43 protein-coding genes are annotated in these 24,150 nt (G+C 40.1%); 38 read left to right on the forward strand and 5 right to left on the reverse strand.

Features of this window, described 5'->3' with window-relative positions:
* The first annotated feature begins 81 nt into the window (after positions 1-81).
* The 3 genes from QZU90_RS00390 to QZU90_RS00400 all read left to right on the forward strand — a co-directional run bounded on the left by QZU90_RS00390 (position 82) and on the right by QZU90_RS00400 (position 1,638).
* Positions 82-378 carry a hypothetical protein gene (locus QZU90_RS00390; RefSeq protein WP_296854753.1) on the forward strand — a complete coding sequence of 99 codons (297 nt, stop codon included), beginning with the start codon at positions 82-84 and terminating at the stop codon, positions 376-378.
* 59 nt (positions 379-437) lie between these two features.
* Entirely contained in the window at positions 438-656 is a 219-nt protein-coding gene (locus QZU90_RS00395; RefSeq protein ID WP_296854755.1) for a hypothetical protein, read from the forward strand.
* Positions 657-810: 154 nt separating this feature from the next.
* Positions 811-1,638, forward strand: a complete 828-nt coding sequence (locus QZU90_RS00400) for an AAA family ATPase (protein WP_296854757.1) — start codon at positions 811-813, stop codon at positions 1,636-1,638.
* Positions 1,639-1,645: 7 nt separating this feature from the next.
* Here QZU90_RS00400 and QZU90_RS00405 read toward each other — a convergent pair whose 3' ends face one another.
* Positions 1,646-2,380 (reverse strand): hypothetical protein, encoded by a 735-nt coding sequence (locus QZU90_RS00405; protein WP_296854759.1) that lies wholly within the window; start codon positions 2,378-2,380, stop codon positions 1,646-1,648.
* Between the two features lie 407 nt (positions 2,381-2,787).
* On the opposite strand from QZU90_RS00405, the gene QZU90_RS00410 reads away from it, so the two are divergent.
* From QZU90_RS00410 to QZU90_RS00460, 11 genes are all read left to right on the forward strand, one after another.
* Positions 2,788-2,946 carry a hypothetical protein gene (locus QZU90_RS00410; RefSeq protein ID WP_296854761.1) on the forward strand — a complete coding sequence of 53 codons (159 nt, stop codon included), beginning with the start codon at positions 2,788-2,790 and terminating at the stop codon, positions 2,944-2,946.
* A 224-nt stretch (positions 2,947-3,170) separates the two neighbouring features.
* A complete protein-coding gene (locus QZU90_RS00415) occupies positions 3,171-3,338 on the forward strand; it encodes a hypothetical protein (protein WP_296854763.1) in 168 nt (55 codons plus the stop codon).
* Positions 3,338-3,493 (forward strand): hypothetical protein, encoded by a 156-nt coding sequence (locus QZU90_RS00420; RefSeq protein WP_012955071.1) that lies wholly within the window; start codon positions 3,338-3,340, stop codon positions 3,491-3,493. Before QZU90_RS00415 ends, QZU90_RS00420 begins: the two co-directional genes overlap by 1 nt.
* Positions 3,494-3,727, forward strand: coding sequence for a hypothetical protein (locus tag QZU90_RS00425; RefSeq protein WP_296854766.1), 234 nt, complete (start codon positions 3,494-3,496; stop codon positions 3,725-3,727).
* A complete protein-coding gene (locus QZU90_RS00430; RefSeq protein ID WP_296854768.1) occupies positions 3,724-3,885 on the forward strand; it encodes a hypothetical protein in 162 nt (53 codons plus the stop codon). The genes QZU90_RS00425 and QZU90_RS00430 overlap by 4 nt, the downstream gene beginning before the upstream one ends.
* Before the next feature lies 1 nt (position 3,886).
* Positions 3,887-4,339 carry a hypothetical protein gene (locus QZU90_RS00435; protein WP_296854770.1) on the forward strand — a complete coding sequence of 151 codons (453 nt, stop codon included), beginning with the start codon at positions 3,887-3,889 and terminating at the stop codon, positions 4,337-4,339.
* A complete protein-coding gene (locus QZU90_RS00440) occupies positions 4,336-5,091 on the forward strand; it encodes a hypothetical protein (RefSeq protein ID WP_296854772.1) in 756 nt (251 codons plus the stop codon). Before QZU90_RS00435 ends, QZU90_RS00440 begins: the two co-directional genes overlap by 4 nt.
* Before the next feature lie 197 nt (positions 5,092-5,288).
* Positions 5,289-5,807: a hypothetical protein gene (locus QZU90_RS00445; RefSeq protein WP_296854774.1), complete on the forward strand. Its 519-nt coding sequence runs from the start codon at positions 5,289-5,291 to the stop codon at positions 5,805-5,807.
* Positions 5,808-6,017: 210 nt separating this feature from the next.
* A complete protein-coding gene (locus QZU90_RS00450; RefSeq protein WP_296854776.1) occupies positions 6,018-6,431 on the forward strand; it encodes a hypothetical protein in 414 nt (137 codons plus the stop codon).
* Positions 6,428-6,703, forward strand: a complete 276-nt coding sequence (locus QZU90_RS00455) for a hypothetical protein (RefSeq protein WP_012955080.1) — start codon at positions 6,428-6,430, stop codon at positions 6,701-6,703. Before QZU90_RS00450 ends, QZU90_RS00455 begins: the two co-directional genes overlap by 4 nt.
* Positions 6,700-6,972, forward strand: coding sequence for a hypothetical protein (locus QZU90_RS00460; RefSeq protein ID WP_296854778.1), 273 nt, complete (start codon positions 6,700-6,702; stop codon positions 6,970-6,972). Before QZU90_RS00455 ends, QZU90_RS00460 begins: the two co-directional genes overlap by 4 nt.
* Before the next feature lie 176 nt (positions 6,973-7,148).
* On the opposite strand, the gene QZU90_RS00465 is transcribed toward QZU90_RS00460, so the two are convergent.
* A complete protein-coding gene (locus QZU90_RS00465; protein WP_296854779.1) occupies positions 7,149-7,313 on the reverse strand; it encodes a hypothetical protein in 165 nt (54 codons plus the stop codon).
* A 229-nt stretch (positions 7,314-7,542) separates the two neighbouring features.
* Here QZU90_RS00465 and QZU90_RS00470 point away from each other — a divergent pair, with 229 nt between their 5' ends.
* The 7 genes from QZU90_RS00470 to QZU90_RS00500 all read left to right on the forward strand — a co-directional run bounded on the left by QZU90_RS00470 (position 7,543) and on the right by QZU90_RS00500 (position 11,659).
* Positions 7,543-7,878, forward strand: coding sequence for a hypothetical protein (locus tag QZU90_RS00470; RefSeq protein WP_296854780.1), 336 nt, complete (start codon positions 7,543-7,545; stop codon positions 7,876-7,878).
* A 619-nt stretch (positions 7,879-8,497) separates the two neighbouring features.
* Complete coding sequence (locus tag QZU90_RS00475) at positions 8,498-8,734, forward strand: hypothetical protein (RefSeq protein ID WP_296854782.1); 237 nt, start codon at positions 8,498-8,500, stop codon at positions 8,732-8,734.
* The gene (locus tag QZU90_RS00480; protein WP_296854783.1) at positions 8,727-9,056 is read left to right on the forward strand and encodes a hypothetical protein; all 330 of its coding nucleotides are present in this window, start codon (positions 8,727-8,729) and stop codon (positions 9,054-9,056) included. The genes QZU90_RS00475 and QZU90_RS00480 overlap by 8 nt, the downstream gene beginning before the upstream one ends.
* 1 nt (position 9,057) lies before the next feature.
* Entirely contained in the window at positions 9,058-9,672 is a 615-nt protein-coding gene (locus QZU90_RS00485; protein WP_296854784.1) for a ParB N-terminal domain-containing protein, read from the forward strand.
* 14 nt (positions 9,673-9,686) lie between these two features.
* On the forward strand, positions 9,687-10,418 hold the full coding sequence (locus tag QZU90_RS00490; RefSeq protein ID WP_296854786.1) for a hypothetical protein: 732 nt from the start codon (positions 9,687-9,689) through the stop codon (positions 10,416-10,418).
* Entirely contained in the window at positions 10,411-11,064 is a 654-nt protein-coding gene (locus QZU90_RS00495; protein WP_296854787.1) for a queuosine precursor transporter, read from the forward strand. The genes QZU90_RS00490 and QZU90_RS00495 overlap by 8 nt, the downstream gene beginning before the upstream one ends.
* Positions 11,065-11,074: 10 nt before the next feature.
* Complete coding sequence (locus QZU90_RS00500; protein ID WP_296854789.1) at positions 11,075-11,659, forward strand: hypothetical protein; 585 nt, start codon at positions 11,075-11,077, stop codon at positions 11,657-11,659.
* Here the strand turns inward: QZU90_RS00500 and QZU90_RS00505 are convergent.
* Entirely contained in the window at positions 11,610-11,792 is a 183-nt protein-coding gene (locus QZU90_RS00505) for a hypothetical protein (protein WP_296854791.1), read from the reverse strand. The two genes, QZU90_RS00500 and QZU90_RS00505, sit on opposite strands and share 50 nt — an antisense overlap.
* Before the next feature lie 282 nt (positions 11,793-12,074).
* Here QZU90_RS00505 and QZU90_RS00510 point away from each other — a divergent pair, with 282 nt between their 5' ends.
* Complete coding sequence (locus QZU90_RS00510) at positions 12,075-13,145, forward strand: terminase large subunit (protein ID WP_296854792.1); 1,071 nt, start codon at positions 12,075-12,077, stop codon at positions 13,143-13,145.
* On the opposite strand, the gene QZU90_RS00515 is transcribed toward QZU90_RS00510, so the two are convergent.
* Both QZU90_RS00515 and QZU90_RS00520 read right to left on the reverse strand, forming a co-directional pair.
* Positions 13,142-14,059 (reverse strand): tetratricopeptide repeat protein, encoded by a 918-nt coding sequence (locus tag QZU90_RS00515; protein WP_296854794.1) that lies wholly within the window; start codon positions 14,057-14,059, stop codon positions 13,142-13,144. The two genes, QZU90_RS00510 and QZU90_RS00515, sit on opposite strands and share 4 nt — an antisense overlap.
* 23 nt (positions 14,060-14,082) lie before the next feature.
* Complete coding sequence (locus QZU90_RS00520; protein WP_296854795.1) at positions 14,083-15,639, reverse strand: tetratricopeptide repeat protein; 1,557 nt, start codon at positions 15,637-15,639, stop codon at positions 14,083-14,085.
* Positions 15,640-15,758: 119 nt separating this feature from the next.
* Between QZU90_RS00520 and QZU90_RS00525 the strand changes: the two genes are divergently transcribed.
* From QZU90_RS00525 to QZU90_RS00600, 16 genes are all read left to right on the forward strand, one after another.
* Positions 15,759-17,417, forward strand: coding sequence for a phage portal protein (locus QZU90_RS00525; RefSeq protein ID WP_296854796.1), 1,659 nt, complete (start codon positions 15,759-15,761; stop codon positions 17,415-17,417).
* The gene (locus QZU90_RS00530; protein WP_296855311.1) at positions 17,299-19,050 is read left to right on the forward strand and encodes a phage minor head protein; all 1,752 of its coding nucleotides are present in this window, start codon (positions 17,299-17,301) and stop codon (positions 19,048-19,050) included. Before QZU90_RS00525 ends, QZU90_RS00530 begins: the two co-directional genes overlap by 119 nt.
* 146 nt (positions 19,051-19,196) lie before the next feature.
* Positions 19,197-19,439: a hypothetical protein gene (locus tag QZU90_RS00535; RefSeq protein ID WP_296854798.1), complete on the forward strand. Its 243-nt coding sequence runs from the start codon at positions 19,197-19,199 to the stop codon at positions 19,437-19,439.
* A 674-nt stretch (positions 19,440-20,113) separates the two neighbouring features.
* A complete protein-coding gene (locus QZU90_RS00540) occupies positions 20,114-20,653 on the forward strand; it encodes a hypothetical protein (RefSeq protein ID WP_296854799.1) in 540 nt (179 codons plus the stop codon).
* Between the two features lie 31 nt (positions 20,654-20,684).
* The gene (locus tag QZU90_RS00545) at positions 20,685-20,975 is read left to right on the forward strand and encodes a hypothetical protein (protein WP_296854801.1); all 291 of its coding nucleotides are present in this window, start codon (positions 20,685-20,687) and stop codon (positions 20,973-20,975) included.
* Between the two features lie 20 nt (positions 20,976-20,995).
* Positions 20,996-21,292, forward strand: coding sequence for a hypothetical protein (locus QZU90_RS00550; RefSeq protein ID WP_296854802.1), 297 nt, complete (start codon positions 20,996-20,998; stop codon positions 21,290-21,292).
* A 5-nt stretch (positions 21,293-21,297) separates the two neighbouring features.
* Positions 21,298-21,492 (forward strand): hypothetical protein, encoded by a 195-nt coding sequence (locus tag QZU90_RS00555; protein ID WP_296854804.1) that lies wholly within the window; start codon positions 21,298-21,300, stop codon positions 21,490-21,492.
* An 11-nt stretch (positions 21,493-21,503) separates the two neighbouring features.
* The gene (locus tag QZU90_RS00560; protein WP_296854805.1) at positions 21,504-21,854 is read left to right on the forward strand and encodes a hypothetical protein; all 351 of its coding nucleotides are present in this window, start codon (positions 21,504-21,506) and stop codon (positions 21,852-21,854) included.
* A 27-nt stretch (positions 21,855-21,881) separates the two neighbouring features.
* Positions 21,882-22,073, forward strand: a complete 192-nt coding sequence (locus QZU90_RS00565) for a hypothetical protein (RefSeq protein ID WP_296854807.1) — start codon at positions 21,882-21,884, stop codon at positions 22,071-22,073.
* Positions 22,074-22,355 (forward strand): hypothetical protein, encoded by a 282-nt coding sequence (locus tag QZU90_RS00570; protein WP_012955103.1) that lies wholly within the window; start codon positions 22,074-22,076, stop codon positions 22,353-22,355.
* A gap of 12 nt (positions 22,356-22,367) precedes the next feature.
* Positions 22,368-22,739, forward strand: coding sequence for a hypothetical protein (locus QZU90_RS00575; protein WP_012955104.1), 372 nt, complete (start codon positions 22,368-22,370; stop codon positions 22,737-22,739).
* A gap of 11 nt (positions 22,740-22,750) precedes the next feature.
* Positions 22,751-22,948 (forward strand): hypothetical protein, encoded by a 198-nt coding sequence (locus tag QZU90_RS00580; RefSeq protein WP_012955105.1) that lies wholly within the window; start codon positions 22,751-22,753, stop codon positions 22,946-22,948.
* A gap of 9 nt (positions 22,949-22,957) precedes the next feature.
* A complete protein-coding gene (locus QZU90_RS00585; protein WP_296855313.1) occupies positions 22,958-23,299 on the forward strand; it encodes a DUF2958 domain-containing protein in 342 nt (113 codons plus the stop codon).
* Between the two features lie 16 nt (positions 23,300-23,315).
* Positions 23,316-23,540, forward strand: a complete 225-nt coding sequence (locus tag QZU90_RS00590) for a DUF4314 domain-containing protein (RefSeq protein WP_012955107.1) — start codon at positions 23,316-23,318, stop codon at positions 23,538-23,540.
* A gap of 10 nt (positions 23,541-23,550) precedes the next feature.
* Positions 23,551-23,703, forward strand: a complete 153-nt coding sequence (locus tag QZU90_RS00595) for a hypothetical protein (RefSeq protein WP_296854825.1) — start codon at positions 23,551-23,553, stop codon at positions 23,701-23,703.
* 19 nt (positions 23,704-23,722) lie between these two features.
* Positions 23,723-23,890: a hypothetical protein gene (locus tag QZU90_RS00600; RefSeq protein WP_296854827.1), complete on the forward strand. Its 168-nt coding sequence runs from the start codon at positions 23,723-23,725 to the stop codon at positions 23,888-23,890.
* The last annotated feature ends 260 nt before the right edge of the window (positions 23,891-24,150 follow it).

The raw sequence follows: 24,150 nt of genomic DNA on the forward strand, positions 1-24,150 counted from the left end.
AACCATCTCGTCATTGCTAATGCTGAAATTCAAAAGCCTTAAATATGGACTTCAAAAAATCCAAAATTATAAGGTGATAACATGAATACTTTAAAAATAGAATGTTCAAATGATGACTACTTTATTGCAACCTGTACTGAAAAAAGTGAAAATGAGATTATAGTTGAACTTCCTGAAGATTGGTATTGTGATTATGTCAATGCAGTCCTGTGGGAAGATGACATTTGCGAAATGTCTGAAAATGGTGATGAGCATATTCTGCTCATTCCAAACTGTGGCGAATTGCTTCTTGAAGGAGTGAAGGAAGATGATAAGAGGAAGTACATTTTCATTCCTGTAAGATATGAAAATCTGGAGATTTTGATTATAAAGATTTAAAAATAAATTAAATTTATTTTTTAGACAAATATTTATATAATCATTCAAAAATTATTATTATGGATTCTGATGATATTAAATGTTTGATTATTTTACTTGTTTTATTTTTAGGCATTCCTTTATGTCTTGCTTTTTTATCAACAGCAGAGTATGCATACACTTTTCCTTTTTATCTAGGAAGTGATACATCTACAACAGAATACTTTTTTGATATTTTTCCAGGCGTTCTTCTGTTTATGGTTGTTGGAGCTATTTGTTGTTATCTTGCTAATAATTAATATTTTTTTACACTTGAAATTTTTCCTCGATTACTTTTCAAATGCTCTACTCTGAATTTTATATGTAACACTTTACCAATATTATATCATCTCTTGGTGAGAAATTTTTAAAAAAGACAGTCGAAATTCTTTTTTTTATGAAGGGGAAATTTCAATGAAAACACAAGATCTAATTAATATAATAAATGACGAGGAATCTCCTGTATTCCTCAACAGGGAAGTCTTTGAGATGGACTATGTGCCGGACATCTACAAATACAGGGATGAGCAGCTAGCTAAAATGGCTATGTACTGCAATTCAATACCTGACAACATAGCTCCCAAGAACCTGCAATTGTGCGGTGGCAATGCGACAGGAAAGACCACAACATTAAAGCAGTTCTTCAAGATGTTGAACGAGGCTTTTCCAAACATAGTAACAGTTTACATCAACTGTCAACTGTTCAACACAGAAAACACAGTCTACGGAAAAATATACAACAAGCTGTATGGAGTAAAGGGCTCGATAAACGGCAAGTCAAACACTATGCTCTTCGACAAGATTGTCGCAAGGCTTAAGAAGGAAAACAAGATATTGATTATAGGGTTGGACGATTTTGACAGCTTCAAGTCTCGCGACGGGCTCAACAAGATGCTCTACAACTTCCTGAGAATCCATGAGGCTGAGGAAGGGTTGCAGATTTGCATCTTCACAGTGAGCAACAAGGCGGACTTGAAGTTGGCTGCTTCCGTTGAAACCATTTTCAACAGAGTTCCTATTGTTTTTGACCAGTACTCTCTGGAGCAGATGTACCACATACTGGACGATAGGTGCACCTTTGGATTCTATCCAGGAGTCATTAGTGACGTTCTGGTCAGGGAAGTAGCCAACAAGTCCTACAATATAGGCAATTTAAGATATGGCATAAAACTTTTAAGTGCAGCCGGTCAGAAGGCTGAAGTCTTTGGAGACGGAAAAATTATAAGGAATTTTTTAGATTAAAAATTCCTTACTTTTCTTCAAGGCTTTTTAAAGTTCTTACAAGAACTGTTGAATTTATATCTGGAATGATTTCAGTTATTTCTGAAACTTTTTCAGCACCCACTGCTTTTTCTAATTCTTTGAGCAATATTTCTCTTGCTATTTCGTCCATTCTTTCATTTTGATCTTGAATATCAATGAAACCAAATTCTTGTTCCAAATATTCACTTACAAGAGTACCTAGTGATTTGTTTTCAATAGCTCCAATCACTCCTAATTTTTTGTGAGTTGAAAGATATACTTTAACATTAATCCTTTTCATTGCTATTGATTTTCCTTTTTCTGCTAAGTACTCATAGACTTCTTCATATTCTTCTCTAAATTTTTCTTCCATTTTGTTCCAATGATCGCTTCCTAAATGCACTGATTGTCTACTGTCATTAATGTTTTCAAATTCTTTTTCTACATATTTTGCAATGTCCAAATCATGTATTCTGTCTTCTATAATAGAAGTAGCCATTTTGTCAATTGTTGTGTCTTCTGTAGTGGCTCTAATTTTTAATTGCTTATGAGTTTCAGGATATAGTTTTGCAGATACTTGTATTTTAGGGAAAAGGTAGTTATCCAATTTTTCCAATTCCTTTTTTTCATCAGCAGTCAAGTCTTCTTTCTTTGACAATATTCCAAATTTAATTTCTTTTCTATTGTCTTCAATCATTTCTTCATAAAAACTTTTCTCAAATTCATCAGCAGCGCTTTTCAAATACTTATTTTCTATTTTTTCAATAAGTTGTACTTTTTTTATCAGTTTTGCGTCTTGGATTACATATCCTTCATATTCAATTGTTTTTTCTGTTTTATTATTAGTCATGTTTTTCACCTTCCAATTTAATTAATGTTGTCTACATTAAAAATGTAAGTTACATTTCAATGTTCGTTACACTTATTGTGTAATTTACACTATATAAATCTTTCGGTTTTTTAACAGTTTTTACACTTGAAATGGAACCACCCGTCGGGTCGGGTCGGGTCGGGTTGACTGCTTATATACAACCAAAAACATAGAATAATGTAGTTATTGTTAGTGAAATGATTTGTAAAAAATAGAAGTTTTTTATGAAACTTATTTAAAAAAATTAGTCAAAATCAGTACTAGCTTCGCAGAGTAAAATGCAATATTGGCGTATTGTAAATTACTCTCCACTAGCTGTTGCATGTAAAAAAAAAGAAAACATTGGACGTGTAATCAATCTTTTTATGCAACATTTTATATATTGGACTTTCAAATATTTAAAATCTTGCTTTTTATGGCTAAACAGCAGCTATTAAGCCGTATTGACTTGAAACTACTTTTTTTAATATATTTTCAAAACTTTCCACTTATTATCTAAAAAACTCATAAAGAGATTATTTTTAGAAAATAAGATTAATTTAATCTCTATTTTTTATTTAAAAAGTTTTAAATACCAAGAATAACATATAACTAAATAAGGAAGATTATTTTAAGTTGGCGCTTGATAATTTTCCTTAAACTAAAATTTGGACGTGTAATCATGGAAAAATTAATCGAAATTGACGGAGTTCAATACACTGAAGCCCAAATCAGAAGGGCTTTAGCCATTGAACGAGACGTGCGCTCTCCTAATTTCGTTGATATGTTATTGGGAAAGATCAAACCTAGCGAACTTGCAAGCAGAGTTTCCGAAAGAGGTGATGCCTGATGTGCTATGTGGGAAACACCAGGACATTGGTCTATCATACAGAGGACTGCTTCTGCAACCACTGGCTGTTGAACGAGAACAAGACCATTCTAGAGGAAAAGCCTGTAGACATGAAGCCTTGCAGCTTCTGCAAACCTCAATTCGATACTGAATAGGTGTTGGATATGGTTGCAGACATGATTGAAAACACAGGGAAGAGAGCATTAGGTAGATATTCCATCTACCCTCCCTTTCCTTGCTTTGTTTTCTTGCAGGGAGAAAAGTATTCCGAATGCTGCTGCAAATTGGAGGCAAAGGAACAGCTGTTTTCACTGGTCCATCTGATCGGATACAGAAGGGAGGATGTCAAGGTCATTGACCCTAAGACCAATGAGGAGATGTTCTTATGAGCCTGTTTGCAGACTTCGAGCCTGCAAGGCTGCACAAGAAGACATGGGCAGAGAAACACGATTTTGAAATACTGGTTTTCATGGGAATTGCCATAAGCATGGCATTCCTGTTCATCTTCTTTGCGCTTGCAGAGCCAACAGTTGCAGGAGTGATTTGAGATGACAAAGGAATTTGAAAGCTTCATGAGCAGAAACACAGGACTGCTTGTTTTCCTTAGATGGGACACGGTCGCATATCTTAAGTACCTCGAATCCCACTATGACGAAAGGAAGTACGAATGTGCATATAGGCTATTGGAGGCAATCGACAACCTGTTCGAGTTCTACCAAGTTACCTTCAGCGTGAAGACCGACAAGGACATACCTGACGAGCTCTTTGAAAAGAGCAGAATAAACCAAGGATTCCTTTCACACATCGGAAAGGCATGTGCAAAGCAGTCAGAGCTCTACGGTCAGAGATGGAAGTCCACAAGAGGAATCAGAGATGCTTACGGACACTATTCCGCAGGTAACTTCCTTTTCGCTGACATCTACGGTTGCCTGCATAGGATAAGCGACGATTGCTACAGGATTTTGAACTTTAGCGAATATGAAATTGAGGAGAAAGCATGAACGAAATAGTTACCACTACCAACGAGAACAATGTGCCTGTCGACGTTGATTATGCCATCGAGGAATGGAGAGCATACCAACGCCTGACAAGAGAATTGCTGGACGAAACAGACTACCAGACCCACAGGGGCAGGAAGTACAAGACCAAGAGTGCTTGGCAGAAGTACGCACGTGCCTTCAACATAAACACCCAAATCATCGACAAGGACATAGTCAAGAATGACAAGGGCGTTGTGATTGAAGCTGAGTACACAGTGCGTGCAACCTTGCCCAACGGACGCTTTGTTGAATCAGACGGAAGCTGCGACAGGAGAGAGTCCGGAAAAAGGGAAATGAGCAACCACAGCATAAAGGCAACCGCCAAGACCCGTGCAACCAACAGAGCCATAAGCGAGCTCATCGGTGCAGGGGACGTCAGCGCTGACGAATTGGATCCTGCATTCGACAAGGTTCAGCACAGCAAGACCAATCATGTCATTGAGGCGGAAGTTGCAGAGATAATTGAATCTCCGTATGACAAAAATGTGGGTTTTGAGACTGCCGACAAGATTGAGCCTGTAGACGAGGACCCTGTCTGCAAGAATTGGGTGAAGACCATCTGCAAGACAATCAAGGCAGAGGGAAAGCCTTGCCTTAAAGGTGTCCTCATCCAGAAGGCTAGGACCATAGGCACCATGACTGACGAGGAAAGGAACAGGCTCATCGAGTACATAAAGACACTTCCGAAGGGAGAGGTGAACCTCGATGATTAAGTGCATACAGGAAGAGGGAGACTTCACGGATTGGGAGGTTCCTTCCTCCTCTTCCGACATCAAGTACATAGTTTCAGTGGATGATGAGGGAAACCTGTTCTGCAGCTGCCCTGACTTCTATTACAGGAAGTCCAGGATGAACCCTCACATCTCAAACCCTGAATCCTATTGCAAACACATTAGGCAGGTGCTAGAGCATGGTGAGATTGAGAGGTCCGAGGAACGTCATCAAGTCTGCCAAGCTTCATCCTGCTGAAGCAGATAAACTTGAAAGGTCAGGCAGGAATGCCAGAGAAGCCATTGAATTCCACAATGCAGTTTCCTTAACTAAAATCGGTTCCTTGGAAATCGACATACACTTCCTGAAGAAGGAGTATGAGGATGTGAAATACTATCTCATAGCATTGGAGAAGAAGATTGAGGACAAGGAGAATGAGCTTAACAGCCTAAGAGGTGAGAAGGTGGAAAGATCTCCAACAGACAAATTGGATGAATTGGTTGATGACTTTGTCAGAATGTATCATCTCAACTCATTTTACAATGAAATAAGCGTTGAGGAAGCCATTGACACGGCTCATAAGGGTTTGGCAAGTCGGGCGGAAAAGATAGGCTTCACGTTTGATGACGTCAAGGAGGCAATAATGAGAGACTTTGGAAGCAAAACCAAAAAGTTATACAGTTTTGTTAACGAAGAGGAAGTCGGTAAAACCGTATAGTTTTACCTTTTGAAAAAGTTTTACTTTGAAGTTTTACTTTTCAATTTGTAAATTGGGAACCAGTAAAACAGTAAAGTTTTACAGTTTTACTTTTTAATTTATTAAATTTTATTTCGTATTACTTTAAAGTTATACTTTTTTTATTATATTATTTATTAAATTTTTTTTATTTTATTTATTTTATTTATTTTATTTATTTAACTAATGGAGTTGTTTTTGATGACAATTGGAAGTTTGGACAATTTTGGAAAGTCAGATGGAGAAAACATGAACCCTGAAGATTTCGACTGTTCTGTTTTCTTTGAAATGTACAAGGCACTTTTTGAGATATTGGATGTTGAAGTTGGCAGTTTCGCTGAACTCTTGGATGTGTACAAGAATGTCGAGATGGATTACACCTTGAAGAGACATGCCCTCAAGCAGAAGGAAATCCTTTACTGGTTCAATACCGACTGGAAGGAGGAACTTGGCAAGGAAAAGCCGACCGAAAAGGACAAGGAGAAATGGATCAGGCAGAAGATGGGTTATGACTCCTTCGTGGTCGAGCAGCTAGAAGTCAAGCTCAAGCACATCAGAAGAATGTATGAAACCGCTTTGAAGCATTCCTTTGAGGCAATAAAATGAATGTGAAAACAGTCATGAATGACCTGATAGGATTGTCAAAGGAGTTCGAGGGAGTGGAATATGAGATTGAATCCAAAAATTCAATCTACTTCTATTCCTTTCCAAAGTACATGAAGGAAGGCATTGTGATTCTGAAATATTCCGCAATCTATGACCTGCACACCATATTGAAGGGCATGGATGGAATCATTGTGGACATTCTGGAGGTTGAGGACAATCCTGGCGATGAGAAGAAGGATTTGCTATATGTGCAGATTGAGGTGAAGGAATGATTAGCGACGAATGGGAAGAGGAATACTATGTCAAGGTCAACGAGGAACTGGAGCAGGTGGAAGTCAGGTTTTTCAGCAAGGTCGACAGGCTCGTCTTTGCTCAATCCTACTCTTCTTCATCTTCCTTTTCCTTTGAGGAGGCTGAAATCCTGTGCGACAGGATATGCGACATACTGACAAACGATTTGGGAAACGCCAAGTATTATCTGGGAGGAAAAGATGAATTACAGGGAATGGGTTGCAAGCCAGTTCGAGCTGAGGATGACTGAGGACGGAAGGGTTTGCTTCAAGACACCATGCAGCTATTACACATTTTCAAAGGAGGACTTTGAGATTATAAGGGAAATGTTCCTTAATTTCGAGTCCTGAATACACACCACAAAATCACCATGGAGCTATTTTTTATGTTTTTATTCGTTTTGATCACCAGCTCCATGAATCATTTTCACACATAAGGAGCATTGCTTATGGATAGAATAAAGGAATTGAATGTATGCGGAACCTGCAAGCACAGCCATTTGATTCCAGACATCAACGGAGAGATAGCAGTGAACATTTGCAGGATAGGTTCAGAGGCTGTCAACAAGGACGGAGGACTTACATATTGCATAGACTGGACACCAAGGAGGAAAATGTCATGAGGTTCAAGTGTCCGTACTGCGGAAAGGTGAAGGAAGTCAGTGCCTTTAAAATCTTACTTAAATGGCTATTGCACCATGAGCTTAGGGTTTGGTGCGACAAGTGCTTCTACAGCACTCATTGGCACTTGAAGCTATGGAGGAGAAACTATATTCGGAAGGAAGTCAAGCAAGCCAGACTCGAAAAGAAGCAATGATAATATGTTAAGTAAAAAAGAAGCCATACAGATGACGCTAGACAACGAGAAGCACTATCCTGTGAAGTGCAAGTACTGCGGAAAGCCGTTCACCAAGACTCACAACAGGCAGATGTACTGCTCCGACAGTTGCAGACGGAATGCCTTGAGGGAGCAGAAGGCAAGATACCAGGCAAAAAGGAGATTGAGAATCAAACAAAAGGTGCTGATAGTTGACGAATACAAGAAATATGGATTGGGTAGCTATGGCACTTCCGCAAATGGACACAGGAAGAATAAGTTTTCTCAGGAGTACATAGCCATTCAAAAAGAGATGAAAAGGATAGGATTAAAAAAATAATCCTATATTTACTTTTTCAATATATTAAAAACAATTATTTAATTATTGATTAGGTGGGGACAGCAGAAGACAGGAAAACCATAAACAAAAAAGGAAAAAAATTAATACAAGCAAAATATTGACCTCCAATTACTTATTTTTTTTTAATAAATATATTATGATTTTATAAAATTTAAATTTATTTATGATTTCTAATTTTCCACTATGTTTGTTGAAGAGGAACGGAGGAAAGACTGGAAAGCGATTCTCCCAATCAAACATAGCGGAAAATGATTCCATTTTTTGCTATTTTTACAAATTGTTTTACATCATTTTTTCTGGTTTTTTCGTTTAGGTTGTTTCTTTTTTCCGGATTTCAAAGGTAAAATCAAATCCATCATCTCGTTCGGTTATGGTTATGGAACGTTTTCTTTGCCAATGCAGGAGATTGCTTTGCATATTCCTTCCTTCTCTTCAAGAGTTCGTGTTTGTCTGGGGACACGGCAGTTTTCATCACCCCTTTTTCCTGCCGTGCCCTTGGAAAACTCTGTTTGTTTAATATATTTCCTAGTTTGAAAAAATGTAGAAGGTACATGATGTATCTTCTACTTTTTTTTTAGAAGATTTTCGAGAAGTGATTATGATGATTTATGATAAAGCGACAATTACAAGTCTGATAGTGGCTATCCTATTGCCATTGATGAGCATATTAGGAATCGGAGAACTTACACAAAGCTACATACTGGCATTGGCAAGCGGAATCATAGCGCTTGCGGTATGGTACTACAACGAGAAGCACAACAGCGATTTGATTAGTGGAACCTGCCAATGCGACTGCGAGATATGCGAAGAGGAAGACGATGAAGCATTTGTTTGAGCTTATACCATACAGGAGGACTGTTTGGATTACAGGATTTTTGAAGACAACCATCTCCTCAGCCATGATAACAACCGGCGTTGTCCTGCTGTTGGACAGCATAACCGAGCACCCTTATTTCATGGAATGGAACGAGATAGGAATCGTGCTGGGCTCCGCCTCAATCATAATGGCATGCATATACATAGCCATGATTGACAGATGGAAGGAAAACAGGAAAAAGGAGGAGCTCGACACAATAGAGGACTACATAAACCAGAAGGCAGAGGAGATAGCCAACATGAAGGTATTGAGGAAACTTGAAGAACTGGAAGATGAGTGAAATGATAGAGATTAGCACCATAAAGATCACCGACATAAAGCCAGCCGAATACAATCCGAGGATAATGAGCCAGCTCGAAAGCACCAAGCTCAGAAACTCCATGGAGACATTCGGCATAGTCGACCCAATCATCATAAACCTGAAGAACAACCACATCATAGGAGGGCACCAGAGATACAATGTCCTTCTGGACAAGTCCATGGAGGACAACGATTTCATAAAGGAACTTCATTTAGTCAAGTTGGGCGATGTAGGCTGGGCATTCCCCGAATCCGACCTTGAAGTCAAGGACGATGACCATGAGAAAGCGTTGAATCTAGCCTTGAACAATATAGAAGGAGAATGGGACTTGCCCAAACTGGAGCCTATATTGACTGACCTGAAGGATGTGGGATTCGACATTGAATTGACTGGCTTCAGCGATATTGAATTGACTGAACTTAATTTAGAGAACAATCTGGTCTTTGCAGAGGAGTTCGAGTCCGATGACAGCGAGGAGGATGTGGACTTGGAGGAAATCTATGACGAGCCTGTCAAGGAAATGCTCCAATGCCCTGCATGCGACCATGTCGATGTTGTTAAGAGGTTCAAGAGGGTCGATTCGCAAGGAGAATAGGAATGAAGATCTACTTGGCGGCAGCAGACACCATGAGCGAGGACATCATAAGGCTCCTGCCCGTTGCTAAAAGACTGCACTGGAACCTGTTCAGCTACTACTATCTCCTGACCTTGAAGAAGATGGAGGACTATGACATCATCAGGAAGGCTTCAAAGAGCGTCTTGATAGACAGCGGAGCGCACAGCTTCCAGAAGGGAAAGAAGGTTGACTGGGACAGGTTCACCAAGCAGTACGCCGACTTCATACAGGATACGGACAACGAGAAGGTCCACGGATACTTCGAGATGGACGTCGACAACCTGCTGGGATATGACAAGGTCTTGGAGCTTAGGTCAGTCATGGAAGAGGTAACGGACAAGGTGATACCAGTATGGCACAAGAACCGTGGTATCAAGGACTTCAAGCAGATGTGCCAAGACTACAAGTTCGTCAGCATAAGCGGATGGAGGAACGAGGACGTCAAGGACCACCAGTTCATACACTTCGTGAACTATGCCCACAGGAACGGGTGCAGGATTCACGGATTGGGTCTGACAAGAAGGAAAGTCTTGGATAAAGTTCCCTTCGACAGCGTCGACAGCAGCAGCTGGCTACAGACTATACTCTATGCAAGGCTAGGGCAGAAGAAGCTCGACTCCAAGTTCGCAACCGAAAGGAGAGGCGATTTGGCTGTGCTGTCATACATCAAGTGGATGAAGATACAGGAAGAGTACTATAAGAAATGGAGACATTATCATGATTAACGAGATAAAGCCATATTTGAAGTTCAGCTTCCATGACAAGAAGGTGATTTTCGTCACTCTCTTTGTTGTGAGCAACCTGATAAGCAATCTATTGGCTATTAAAGTGTTCAACTTAGGATTTTGGGGACTGACAACCGACTGCGGAAACCTTTTGTTCCCATTAGGATACCTTATGGCAGACGTGATTACAGAAGTCTATGGAGAGAGGACAGCCCGAAGGGTCATATTGCTGGGGCTCCTTGCCAACGTATTGATGGTCGTTGCGACCACATTGACCGTCTACATGCCGTATCCGAGCTATTGGACAGGTCAGGAAGCGTATGCCTACATGTTCGGATTCACTCCTAGAATCGTGCTTGCAGGGTTCATAGCATACTTGGTGGGACAGTTCGTGAATGCCAGATTGATGGTCTTAATCAAAAAATGGACCAACAGCAAGTACCTGTTCATGAGGACAATCGGATCCACCCTTGGAGGTGAGCTCTGCGACAGCTGCATATGCAGCAGCATAGCCTACTACGGAATCGTGCCAAACAGTTCCATATTGCTGTTCATATTCATGCAGTACGTTGTCAAGGTAACCTGGGAAGTGGTCATGCAGCCATTGACCTACAAGTCTATCGCTTGGGCTAGAAAGGACTCATAGGTGAGGAATAATGCCTGAACCTTGGGAAAGGCAGAGGGACGAGAACGGAAAGCTCGAGCCGATAGCCGCATTCGAGTACTTCAGCGAATATCTGCTGATGGATAAGCCACGGAGCATGAAGGTATTGTGCAAGAGGCTTGGCAAGAAAGATGGGTATATCAGGCAACTGCACACATACTCAACAACATGGAACTGGGTTGAAAGGGCAGAGGCATACGATGAACACATAATCCTGAAGAAACGGTTAAGGAAAGAGAAGTTTTACGATGAACTTGTCGAATCCGAGCTTCCGAATTTAAGGAAACGGCTCGAATACTACAACAAGAATATGAATGACATCGAGACCGACATGACGACCAAGCCCACAAGCAAGGCTCATGCATATGAAAGGAACAGCAAAGCCCACAGCACAACCCTGAACGAGATACTGCTGATGATTGGCAAGCCGACCGAAATCAAGGAGACAAGCCTTGAGGCAGACATCGAAAGCGAGAGCAAGATAGAATTGGAGAAAAGGGTCGAAGTGGACATAACAAGCGACGAATTTATGGAAAACGAATTGGAATACATGAGAAGAATGATTGAAGAAAAGTGAAGTATGATGTATGACAGCTGCAAACAGGGTGAATGCTCACGGAACAATGGGTCTTGGAAGATGGAGCATTTACATAAACAACGGATTCTGGAAGCCTAGGGACTTTGATGTCCTGATAATAGAGCTTCTGCAATATGCAATTCAGGGACGAGTGAGCGGCATATTGCTGGGAGTTCCCTCAAGGCACGGAAAGTCCACACTCATTAGTAAGAACTTCTGCAGCTATTTTTTATCATATTTCCCTAATGAGCAGGTCATCCTTTCAAGCTATTCCCAGGGCTTGGCTAGCGAGTTCGGCGGACAGGTGAAGGACATTGTAAATCATTACGGCTACCTTTCACCGTACAAGCCGACCATCAGGTCTGATAGTAAGGCAAAGAATAAATTTAAGTTGAATGAGCCTTATCGCGGACAGATGTTGAGTGCAGGTGCCGGCGGTTCAATCATGGGATATGGTGCAGGTCTCCTTATTGTCGATGACCCTATCAAGAACGTTGCCGAAGCCGAATCCAAGGTACGTCAAGCCAAGCTCAAGGACTGGTGGGGAGGAACCATCAAGTCAAGGGTCCAGAGGAGAAGCAACGGATTGCCTCCCATCAAGATTGTCATTGCACAAAGATTGCATTTAAAGGATTTGCATGGAATCATAAAGGAGACAGAGCCGACAATCCCTGCAAATGACGCATTCAGGATTTTAAGGAACGGCGGTTCAATCGACCCTAACACATGGGTTGACTTCAACCTTCCTGCAATCTGCGACAGCGAGGATGACATTCTCGGAAGAAAGATAGGCGAAGTGCTTTGGGAAGAGCAGAGAGACTATGAGTGGCTCATGGCTGAAAAGAGAAGCATGGGCTCATACCTCTTTAATAGTATTTATCAAGGACAGCCTGTAGAGCGTGATGGTGAGATATTCAAGAGAGAATGGTTTCAGGACGAGGTCAACCACAAGCTCACCTGTCTTATTGACCCTAAAGACATTCCTAAGGACTTGCCACAGCTCAGATATTGGGATTTCGGTGCTAGCGGAGACGCTGGAGACGGAACTTCTGCTATCTTAACCAGTTATGATGGGGAATATCTGTATGTCTTGGATCTTGTTGCTGGAAAGTTCTCTAGTCTTAAAGTATTGAAAACATTTAAAAGGCTTTGTAAGAAAGATGGAAAGCAGACTCGTGTGATGGTCGAGCAGGAGCCTGGAAGCGGTTCAAAATTATTGATAAAAAAGTTCCGTAGAGAAGAAGATTTAAGAGGTTATAATATCCGTGCAGATAAAGTACAGGTTAGTAAAAAAGTTAGAGCTTTTGACTTGGAGGGTCTTGCAGAGGACAGAAGGATAAAGATGGTTCCTGCTCACTGGAACAACAAGTTGATTGATCAGCTGGTGGCATTTACAGGTGAGGATGGCGGTGAGGATGATATAGTTGACACCATAACTGGCTCTTGCAGGTTTTGGACTAGACCTAGAAGGAGAGTTAAGGCTTAATCTTTTAAAGATTTTGCCTTTTCATAACATTCTTTAGCTTCTTCATCTCTACCTAATTTTTCTAAACATTTTCCTTTATTTGTCCATAAAATTGATGTTTTTATCCAAGAATCTTCATTTTCTTTATCTTGTTCTATCACTTCATCATAACAATTTAAAGCTTCTTCATATTTTTTTAGAGCGTATAGGCAATCTCCTTTTCTAATCCAATAAATTGGATCATAATGTTGTAGTTCTATTAGTTTGTCATAGCATTCTATTTCTTCTTCATATCTTTGTAAGCCCGATAAGCACGATACTTTCATTTTCCAACGAAAGGCATCGTTTGGATTAAGTTCTATATATTTTTCAATATATTTGATTGCCTCTTCTTCTTGGTTAGTTGTAATTAACTCCATTGCTATTTTTTCTAAAAAAAATCCTCCGTTTAGACTCCCTTCACTGCCGTATGAAATGTCGAGTGTCTCTTCATATTTTTTTAGAGCGTATAGGCAATCTCCTTTATAGTCCTTATGAAAATATTCTTTTGGTTCTAGTTCTATTAGTTTGTCATAGCATTCTATTGCTTCTTCATATCTTCCTAAATAACGTAAGAGATATGCTTTGTCTTCCAAATATCTAATATTTTCTGGTTCTAGTTCTATTGCTTTGTCAAGGTATTTCAATGATTTTTCGTCTAAAAGATCATATTTTTTTAATTGTTCGTTTAACTTATTTAATTCTTCTTTTCTTTTTAATTCTTCCCATTGGGATTTAGATACAAGTTCTGTTCCACATTCAGGACAAAAATTGAATTCTGTACTTGGGTCCATTTCACAAGTAGGACATATTTTAGGTTCAGGTTTCTCTTCACCACAGTATGGGCAGAATTTGAAATTATCATCATATGTTTCTTTACACTTAGGACATTTCATATTATCACACTATTTATAATTTGCTAAGACTTATAAGAAGAGTTAAAGTTAAATTTACGCCCTCCAATTTTAATAGTATTTAGTTCTTCTTCCTTCTTGTAGCATTCTATTGCTTCTCCATATCTTCCTAATTTATCTAAACATAATCCTTTGTTATGCCATGCATTCACATATGATGAGTTTAGTTCTATTGTTTTCTCATAGCACTCTAATGCTTCTTCATATCTTCCTAAAAATGAACAATTTACGCCTTTGTTGTACCAATGTTCTTCGGATGAAGGGTTTATTTCTATCGCTTTGTTATGGCATTCTATAGCTTCTTCATATTTTCTTAATCTCTCTAAAATATGTCCTTTGTTATGCCATGCTCTTTCGGATGAAGGGTTTATTTCTATTGCTTTGTTGTAACAATTTATTGCTTCAGAATATCTTTCCAAACTATAATAACAATTACCTTTATCCACCCATAATACTTCGGATGAAGAGTTTATTTCAATTAGTTTGTCATAACATTCGACTTTTCTATTCCAACTATATCCAATGGTTGGATTTATCCCTATTTGGTTACTTATTATAAGATTGTTATACAATTCTATTGCTTCTTCATATCTTCCTAATTTTATTAAGCATTCTGCTTTAAAAACCCAATGATCTTCATAGTACTGATTATTTTCTATTGCTTTGTTGTAGCATTCCAATGCTTCTTCATATCTTCCTAATTTTATTAAGCATTCTGCCTTTTTACTTATGGAAGAGTTATAATTTGGGTTTATTTCTATTACTTTGTCATAAAATTCTATTGCTTCTTCATATTTTTTTAATATTTTAAAGCTTGCTCCATTCAAGTAATATCTATTAATTAAGTCTATTTCTATTGGTTTGTTGCATTCTATTGATTCTATGTATTTCTTTAGGTTTCTTAAGTCATATACATGATAACCCCACACATCGTAAGCATCACTGATTAGTTCTCTTACTTTATCGTAGCATTCAATTGCTTCTCCGTATTTCATTAGTTCTTCTAGACATTTTGCTTTATAAAGCCAAATATAGTCATCGTAAGAGTCTATTTCTATTGCTCTGTCATAATATTCCAATGCTTTTTCATATTCGAAGTTATGATATAACTTTTTTGCTTTATAGGAAATTATATTTATTATTTTATCTAGGCATTCTTTTGCTTCTTCAGATCTGTTTAATTTAGATAAACAAAAAAATTTATTAGTCCATAATGTTTCGTCTGTTGGGCATATTTCTATACCTTTATCAAAGCATTCTATTGCTTCTTCATATCTTATTAAGCCATATAAAAAAATACCTTTTTTATTCCATGATTCTTCTGTTGGGTATAGTTCTATTATTTTGTTGTAGCATTCTAATATTTCTTCACATTTTTCTAATTGTCCGTATTTCTTATATTCATCAGTTAAACCCATTATTTCTGCATATATCATGTTTATTTCAATATTTTTAGTTTTTTTAATGAGTTGTGTTCCACATTTTGGGCAAAACTCATATTTATTTGGTTCTGATTCATATCCACATTTACGACATATTTTTTCATCTTGCCAATCAGCCATAATATCACACTCTTTACTAATTATTTTCTATTATATTTTTGTGTATCTATAAACTTTATTATTTCTCCTTATTTTCCACCATGAATATTGAATATACTATTTTTTAGGAGGAAATTTTATTGAGTAGAAAATCTAAAGCAGACGCTTTTGTTGTTACTACTGAAGACGGGTCCTATGACATTGTTGAGGCAGATGTCCTGGAAAGGTATGCCATCAAAAGCGAAGCTGACGAAACTGGAAGCAAGCAGCTTAAGACTGACGGATGGGAATATGATGACACCTTGCTTGAGCCATTGTACGACCCTTTGCAGCTGTGTGAGCTATTGGAAATCAACACTTATCATGAGAATTGTGTTGATGTTGTCGCTAGAGACAGCGCAGGAATAGGTTATGACATTGTTCCTGTAACAGGTGAGAATGAGAAGGAACTTAACAAGCCTAAATTAACCAATTTCTTGGAGAACATTGAGCCCAACATCAATGAACTGCTGTACATGATGAACTATGACAGGAGAGCGACAGGCTACGGAGCATTGGAACTGATCAGAAAGGACAAATCCAAATCAGAACCTGTGAACCTGTCCCACATATCTTCCTATACATTGAGAAGGACAAGCGACGGCAAGAGAGTGAAGCAGAGAGTAGGAACAAAGACTGTCTGGTTTGTGATCTATGGAAAGAACTATGATAAAGATGGAAACCTATGTGATGTCCATTCCGAGACAGGAGAGTTCCACCCATACAATTCCTTAAGCAAGGAGGAAAGGGCAAACGAGCTATTGTGGACCATGGAGTACACCACAAAGAGCAAGTACTACGGATTGCCTAAGATTGTGGGAGCGATACCTGCAATCTACAGCGACATAAGCCGTTCCAAATACAATACCAGCTTCTTCAAGAACTATGGAATGCCATCATTTGCAGTCTTGGTAAGTGGAGACTTCGTGGACTATGACCAGGAGGAGTTCTTGGAGGACGGAACCAAGAATCCTGAATATGACGTTACAAAGACTCTCAAGTGGAAGATTTCACAGCAACTGAAGCAAGCCATCAAGAACCCTCACAGTGCAGTTACCATTCTTGTCCCATCCGAGGGAGAGGAAGGTAATGTTGAGATTGAACTGAAGCCTCTAAGTGTCGAGACCAAGGAAGCGAGCTTCAGACTCTTCAGGCAGGATAACAGGGATGAAGTTATCCATGCGCATAGGGTTCCTCCATACAAAGTCGGAATAAACGAGACAGGTAGTTTGGGTGGAAGCAATATAGAGGGAGCCACCATAAACTACAAGAACGATGTGGTGCTACCAATCAGGTTCAACGATGAGTTTCTAATCAACCAGGTAATCAGGAATGACTTTAAGATAAGGGACTGGAGATTCAAGATAACGGAACATGACACAAGGGACTACACCACAGACATTGCCATAATGAAGGAGCTGTTCCTGATGGCTTCAATCACTCCAAGGCAAATCATTGAGAACATAGGCGAAAGGTTCGGTCTTACGGCTTCGGACAATCCGTTTCTGGACGAATACTATCTCAACAATGTTCCGTTGGAGAATGTATGGAATGGCGGTGATGTGCCGATGGAGGCAGAGACAGTTCTTGACAGCTTGGAGAATGACTTGATGAAGGACGCAGGTGATTTTGATGAACAGCTTGGAGGCAAGAGACCGATTGGTGATGATGGCGCTGAAGGTGCGTCATTCAAAGAGGCAGATTCAGAATATCAAGAGAGAATACAGAAGGCGTTTGATACTAGAAGAGCAATGCAGTAGGGAGATTGCTGACTTCTTCAGAAGGCTTGAGAGGAAAATCCACAAGGTCATGGAGGAGCACTGGGAAAGCGAACTGGGACTTTTCCATCTGAACAAGGTTTCAGACATCATACAGGAGAGCCGGCAGGAATACTATGACATCCTGTTCAAGTACTGCAAAGTCTCATACATGAAAGGAAGGGAAGCCACCGAAAGGAGATTCAACAGGCAAATTGAAGCCATGAGCATAAAGGCGGACGTCAACATCACAAGGCTTGAGGACCTCTTCAAGCCAGACCCAACCATAAGGTACAATCTCAACAACAAGGTCTTTCAGGCTTCAGCCCACACCATGGACAGGGTCGACAGCAAGATAATGAAAAACATCACTCGAAGCTACAATGAAGGATTGGGAATCGACGAGGCAAAGGACAGGCTGACCGTCGAGTACAGCGGACTGAAATCATGGGAGGCACAGAGGATTGCAAGGACTGAAATCAACTCAGCACAGAATGATGGTGCCTATGATGTCTATGATGAATTGGGAGTCGAGTACCAGCAGTGGTGGACCGCTCAGGACGAGAGAGTCAGGGAGACTCCACAGGCAGACCACAGGAAGATGCACGGAAAGATTGTCAAGGTCGGGACTGCATTCAGCAACGGCTTGATGTATCCTGGAGACAGGCAGGGAAGCATATCGCAATGGATCAATTGCAGGTGCACCACACTTCCATTTTTAATGCCTCTCGGCAAGATGGCTCCTGTCGGAATGACCGAGTTCACTGAGGAGGATCTGATAGACATTCCAAACTTCGAGATGCCGACAATAGAGGATCTGATGAGCAGCCATAACCAAAACATACATCTAAACGGCAATGTAAATCCTCTTGAGAGAGGAAAGAATGCGATTGTGACCGACATAGACCATCAAGGTCTTATAGGAGAAAGGGAATTTGAGAGCCTAGTGTATCCTGACGGAACGAAAATCGAGTTTGAGAGGATTGCAATATACAACAGCAACTACCGCAGGAACCAGTACTATCACAGGCTGAAATCCGTAACCATTGACGGAAAGAGATATGACTTCCTTGGAGATGACTCATATGACCATTTCATGTATCAGCTCGAGGACATTGCCAGGAAATACGGTGATGCAAAGGTCTGGAGGCTGAGCAACTACAGCAGCAGGTTTGCCACAACCAGCGGAATGGGTCTGAACGTTGACCTGCGGAACGGCATGGCTCCTAGAGGAGGGCTGGCTCAAAGGCACCCTGAGTTCGTGAAGATCATCAAGGAGGCTAAGCTGAAAGGAGACATCGCTTCATATAGGGTTCAGACAAGCCTGTATGATGATGACGGAATCGACAAGCTCATCATCACTTCAAAGTCCCATTTCTCAACTTCCACAGGAGCCCTCAAGGGAAAGATGAAGTTCAACTTCATCCATGGAGACTCGAATGACGGCAAGTATTGGCAGATAATCACTGTCATTCCCGACGGTTCGGATCAGAATGCACTGTTCTTGGGAAACTTCCTCAGGAGAGCGAGAGGAGGAGACTGGGAGTATGAGCTCAACTTCGCTCCAGACCAAAGGTTCCAAAGACTTTTGGTGGATGAGGTCAACAAGATTATCATACAGACACCGATAGGTTAGGAGAGGATAGGATGAATTACGATAGGATCATTGAGAACATAAAGTTCATGATAGACGATGAGAAGTACTTTGAAAACTACATGGAAATCAGGAAGACCTGCCTGCTGAGCGGATTCGCTCCTCCTCAGTATCTGGACATTCTGAACTTGGAGATTCCAGTCGAGCATTACAATGACGCTGACGAGAAAGGATTGGAGTATCTCCTGACAGATGACATCAGGGAGCAATTGAGCGAAACATATGAGAATCGCAGGAAGAATGATGTCAGAATCATGCACATGGCTTCAGAATATGAGCAGGAAAACCGACTTATTGAAATCTACAACAGGGAACTGGCTGAGTTCTTCGAGAGATTTCCTAACTTCAAAATCATTTTAGGAGAGGACTAGAATTTTCATTTTTCCTCTCAATTTTTTCTTTTTTTACAAACTTTTCAAAAATTTTTTACAACTTTTCTATTTTTCCACCTTATATTATAAGAAGGGAAAGTTTTTCATGATTTCATGCTTTTTTTCCACCATGTCTAGTGAAAATAAGGAATTTCAAAAAACGTTCAAAAACCCCTTCAGAGACCAATGAGAATCCCTTGATTCCTCTTCAATCGGTTGAATTGTCGAGAGCTGAGTAATACTTTTTAATTACGGTTTACCAAAAAAGTATTACTGTTTTTCACGTTCTCAACTGGTTAGATTGGTTGTTCTTTATTCAGAGTTGGGCTATATCGGGTTTTTTCATATAGCTTAAAGATCTGACCGTCTTTCCCCACCAAGACCACTGACGAACCGGTTAGACGTTATTATTTTTGCACCCACGAGTAATACTTTCAAACCGGTAAAAGACTAGTATCTCGTTGGTTAGAACAGAATTGAGTTACCTTACAAGTGTAAAACTGAGCGTGGTTGCTCCAACCTTCCTCAAACCTGTATATTTGAATTTATTCTCTTAACGGAGCGTTATTCTTTCTTATTTTGTCCAAAACATTTATATCTATACGAATAAAATAACTTTTATTGTGTTTCCGTCCGTTTAGGAGAGAAAGAAGGAAGCACAGAGAGGCGATTTCATGTTAAGAGTCGTAGAGAGAACCTATTATCAACAAGAAGAAATCAAGACACTAGACAGTCGAATTAGAGAGGCAGGAGTCAACACTTACTCCCTTGCTCGTCAAGGAGCAGTTGACTATCCTACCTACGAATCCTACAACGAGGTGAGAGAGGAAAGAATCAAAGAGGCTAAGGAAAAATACGGTGAATCCTACTACTATCACTGGAGAGACGTTGAGACCTACTTCTATTACTTAGGAAGATTCTTTAGTGATTTGGAGGAAATCGAGAAGTACTTAGAAAGGACTGTTACCTATAAGCCTCACAGAGAGGAACTTAAAGAAGCAATGGAAAGGTTAGACAAAAGATTCGAGGAAGTCATCAACGAGTTCTGGTATTCTCTTGAGGAATACGAGGATATAACCGAGGATGTACTTGAGCAGTTGAAAGAAGGTGACTGCACCGTTCATTGCGAATTCCTAATAAAAGAGTTTAAGAAATTCGTCAATGTATTGTGCAGAATCATTAGACAAAACGAGATTAACCATAAGGAGTTTTAATCTCCTTTCTCGTTACTTTTGAGGTGAGAATATGGACGCAATCAACGTCATTAACCAAAATAAAATATTAGTAGATGTTTTGTACCGTGGAAACGTGAACCTGATTGACATCGTCATCGGTGATGCGTTGGTCTATGACAATCCGACAGTTGCAGTCAGGTGCTACACCACAGACCTGGCTTTTGCAACCTCAGAGATAGATGAGATTGTATTAGAGGACGAAGAATTTGAGTTATTAATAACCTACGAGGACGGAGAGTTCTCAATTTTGTTGAAAACCCACAATTTAGGGGAATTAGGATACATTGAATGGGTAATTTAGGTGGTTTTTGTATGGTTTTTGTGGATTTGTGCGAGAACGAAATAGCAGACATGGTCGAGAGCTTCTATCGCAATGGAGACGGTAGCAGCAGGATATTGACCAACAGAGCAGTTGGAGAGATAGTGGAGCACTTCTGTTCCTTTGAAGCAGACGGTAGAATCACCACTAATCTCCGAGATTTCCTATTATATAGTGTTGTCTTATATGACACCATTGGAGAGGCTGTCGATGACGGAGTCAACCTTGAGGAAGTGTTCATCATAGAAGACAGGAACTGCTACACAGGGAAGTCTCAAGTCATATTGATTGGAGGGTGAGAAAAGTGGTGAATTGGTTGAAGGCAATTGGAGATAACTTCTCAGTGGATTATCTCCTTTTAGCATTATTCTCTAGTGGAGATTTGATATTGGTTGCCATCGTTCTCAATTCTTATGGTGTCATCTCACCTGAGAATGTAAGAGAACTGGTGATTGACTATATAAGTTACAGGAAAGTTGATATTTTTGGAGACATCTAAGGAGACCTAGAATGAGTTTTGAAGATTATGTCTTGGACAATTTTGAAGAAATGGAAACTGGTGAACTCACCAGAGAGCAGGTTGTTGAATTTGTCTCTCGACAAGAGAGGAAAGGACTCACCTTCTGCAATGAGATCTTCATTGCTGTGCCTTTGAAGAAGGGGAGCAAGGACGATATCGTTGAGATATTGTGGAATGAGTATTTTGTGGAGGACTATAAGGAGAACTGGTTAGAGCAACATGAGAATCTTGGTTGGAATGACTGGAAGAAACTTTTGAAGAAAGAGATAGTTGAGAATGGTGGCGATGACTTCCAAATCTTTAGGAATCACCTGATTGACTGTGTCTTAATGGAGTATTGAACGAGATTTTATAGGAGATGTGATAGAATGGTGATGAAAGTTACTTTTGAGGACGAGCACGGTGAGAAAACCGTTGAGTTCGACGATGACGTCGATTTCGTTGTCATCATAGACGATGACGAAGGCAATGTTGAGATTCGCGAAGGAACCTGTGAGGACTACGATGATTCCGACGATGAGTGGGAAGAGTACGATGACTGGGACGAGGAGGAGTTCTGAGTGGACGAATTCGTTGAGACCCTGTTCGACACCTACTGGAAGGTGAATGAGAACGGAGAGTACATGAGCCTAACCGATTGCGGTGATTTCTACATCGCAAAGGTTGCTCCCTGTGTTCGCAACTGGAGCATAGTGATAGAATGCAATTGCTTCTGTTTTCATTGCAAGGAATTCGTCTACCATGAGAACGGAGCAATACTTGAGATAGGTATGGAGATTAGCTCTCTTTACCTAAGCCAAATGGAGATAAAAGATTTGAAGATATACATGATAGATTGTTAGAACGGTGATGATATGGGATTAGACATGTTTTTGGAAGGAATATTTGAACAAGACGGAGAGAATGTAAGAGAACAGGTGATTTACTGGAGAAAGTCCAATCAGGTACACAACTGGTTCGTAGTCAACGCTCAGGACGGAGAGGACAACTGCCAACCACACTCAGTAAGCAGAGAACAGTTAGAGGAACTAAGAGACCTATGCAGAGCAGTGCTCGCAGACAATGACAAGGCAGAGGAACTTCTCCCAACAAGACCTGGTTTCTTCTTTGGTGCGATAGACTATGACGAATGGTACTACTACGATTTGCAGTACACCGTCGAGAAAATAGACGAAGTGCTTAAAGACGACAGATACCTGTACTTTGAGTATTGCAGTTGGTGGTAGAAGGTGAGACTATGGAATGCCCTTGCGATAATTGTGAGATGTTAAGAGAGAACGAACCAATCAAGGTGATTGACTGGAAGTCCAATTCTCCATTTGGAATGGATTTGTATCACTTTGAGGACGGCTTCAGATGTTGTTACAACGGTGAGGAAAGCTTGAGAAAAGAGGATCTAAGCAATCATGGTTGCAGACTAAGAGGAGGAATTTAGATGGAACTGATGACTAGGGAAATGGAAGGGAAACTCAAATCCTTCCCTTTCTATTCCCAAGACGGAAAAGGAGATGACGCGATAGTGGTGATGAAGTTCTTCAACCCTTACGGATTGGGAACTTGGTATGTATTGGAGGCAGAGAAACAGGAGAATGGTGATTACCTTTTCTTCGGATATGTAGAATCACCGATAACCCCTGAATTCAACGAGTACGGTTACTTCTCATTGTCTGAGTTGGAGAACCTTAAGATACCAATCAAAATCAATGGGATAACCGTATCATATGGTAAGATAGAACGAGATTTGTACTTTGAAAGGGTGAGAATTGGAGACATAATCAGGAACTAGAGAGGAAGTGTTGAGAATGTTCGGACAGAAGAAAGAATTTGTCAAAAAGATGTATCATGTCGGAGACGTTGTCGAACTGGTTCATATGGACGATGCACAGGCTCCACCTAGTGGAACCAGAGGAGAAATACTCTTCGTTGACGATATAGGTCAAATCCATGTGAGATGGGAGAACGGCTCAGGTCTGGCACTAATATATGGTGAGGACAGGTTCAAAGTTGTAGAGAGGAAAGGAGAATAGGAGAGATTTGATGGATTTATTGTATCTTTATGATGACCTGACTGCAAGGAGAGAAGTCTACGATTCAGTCGGATTGAGTTTTGTAGTCAAGTATAAATTCTCATCTCGTAAGGAAGCACAGGATTTCGCACTGAAGAACGGTGCAGAACTGATTGAGGAATGATTGAACGGAGGAGATTTAGATGATGAAACTAAGTTTGAAGGAACTCGGTGAGGAAATTGAGATGATACTTGCAGAAGGTGGACTCACCTTTGATCAAGTCGATTATCTGTTGTACTTGGAGACCTGCATTGCAGACGGAAGCATAACAGACGAGCAGAAGAGAGAAATTATCTGTAGGGATTTCTAATAATCTCTACCATTTTATTTTATTGTTTTGGTGAGATAACAGGAGAGATTGATTATGTATTTGGAAATTGACGAGGTCAAGTGCGAAAACATTGACAGAATTGAGTTTGACGATGTCGCAATGGAGATTGTCTTGACAGACGAAAAGGTGTACGAGAGAATAAAGAGATGGCTGAAGTCCAATGAGATTGACTACGATTGCAGGGAAGACCTGTATTTCGCCAATCTCATAGAATATGTCATTAGGATTACTTGGTGGTA

The organism is uncultured Methanobrevibacter sp. (assembly GCF_902784195.1).
In the GTDB taxonomy this organism is placed as follows: domain Archaea; phylum Methanobacteriota; class Methanobacteria; order Methanobacteriales; family Methanobacteriaceae; genus Methanobrevibacter.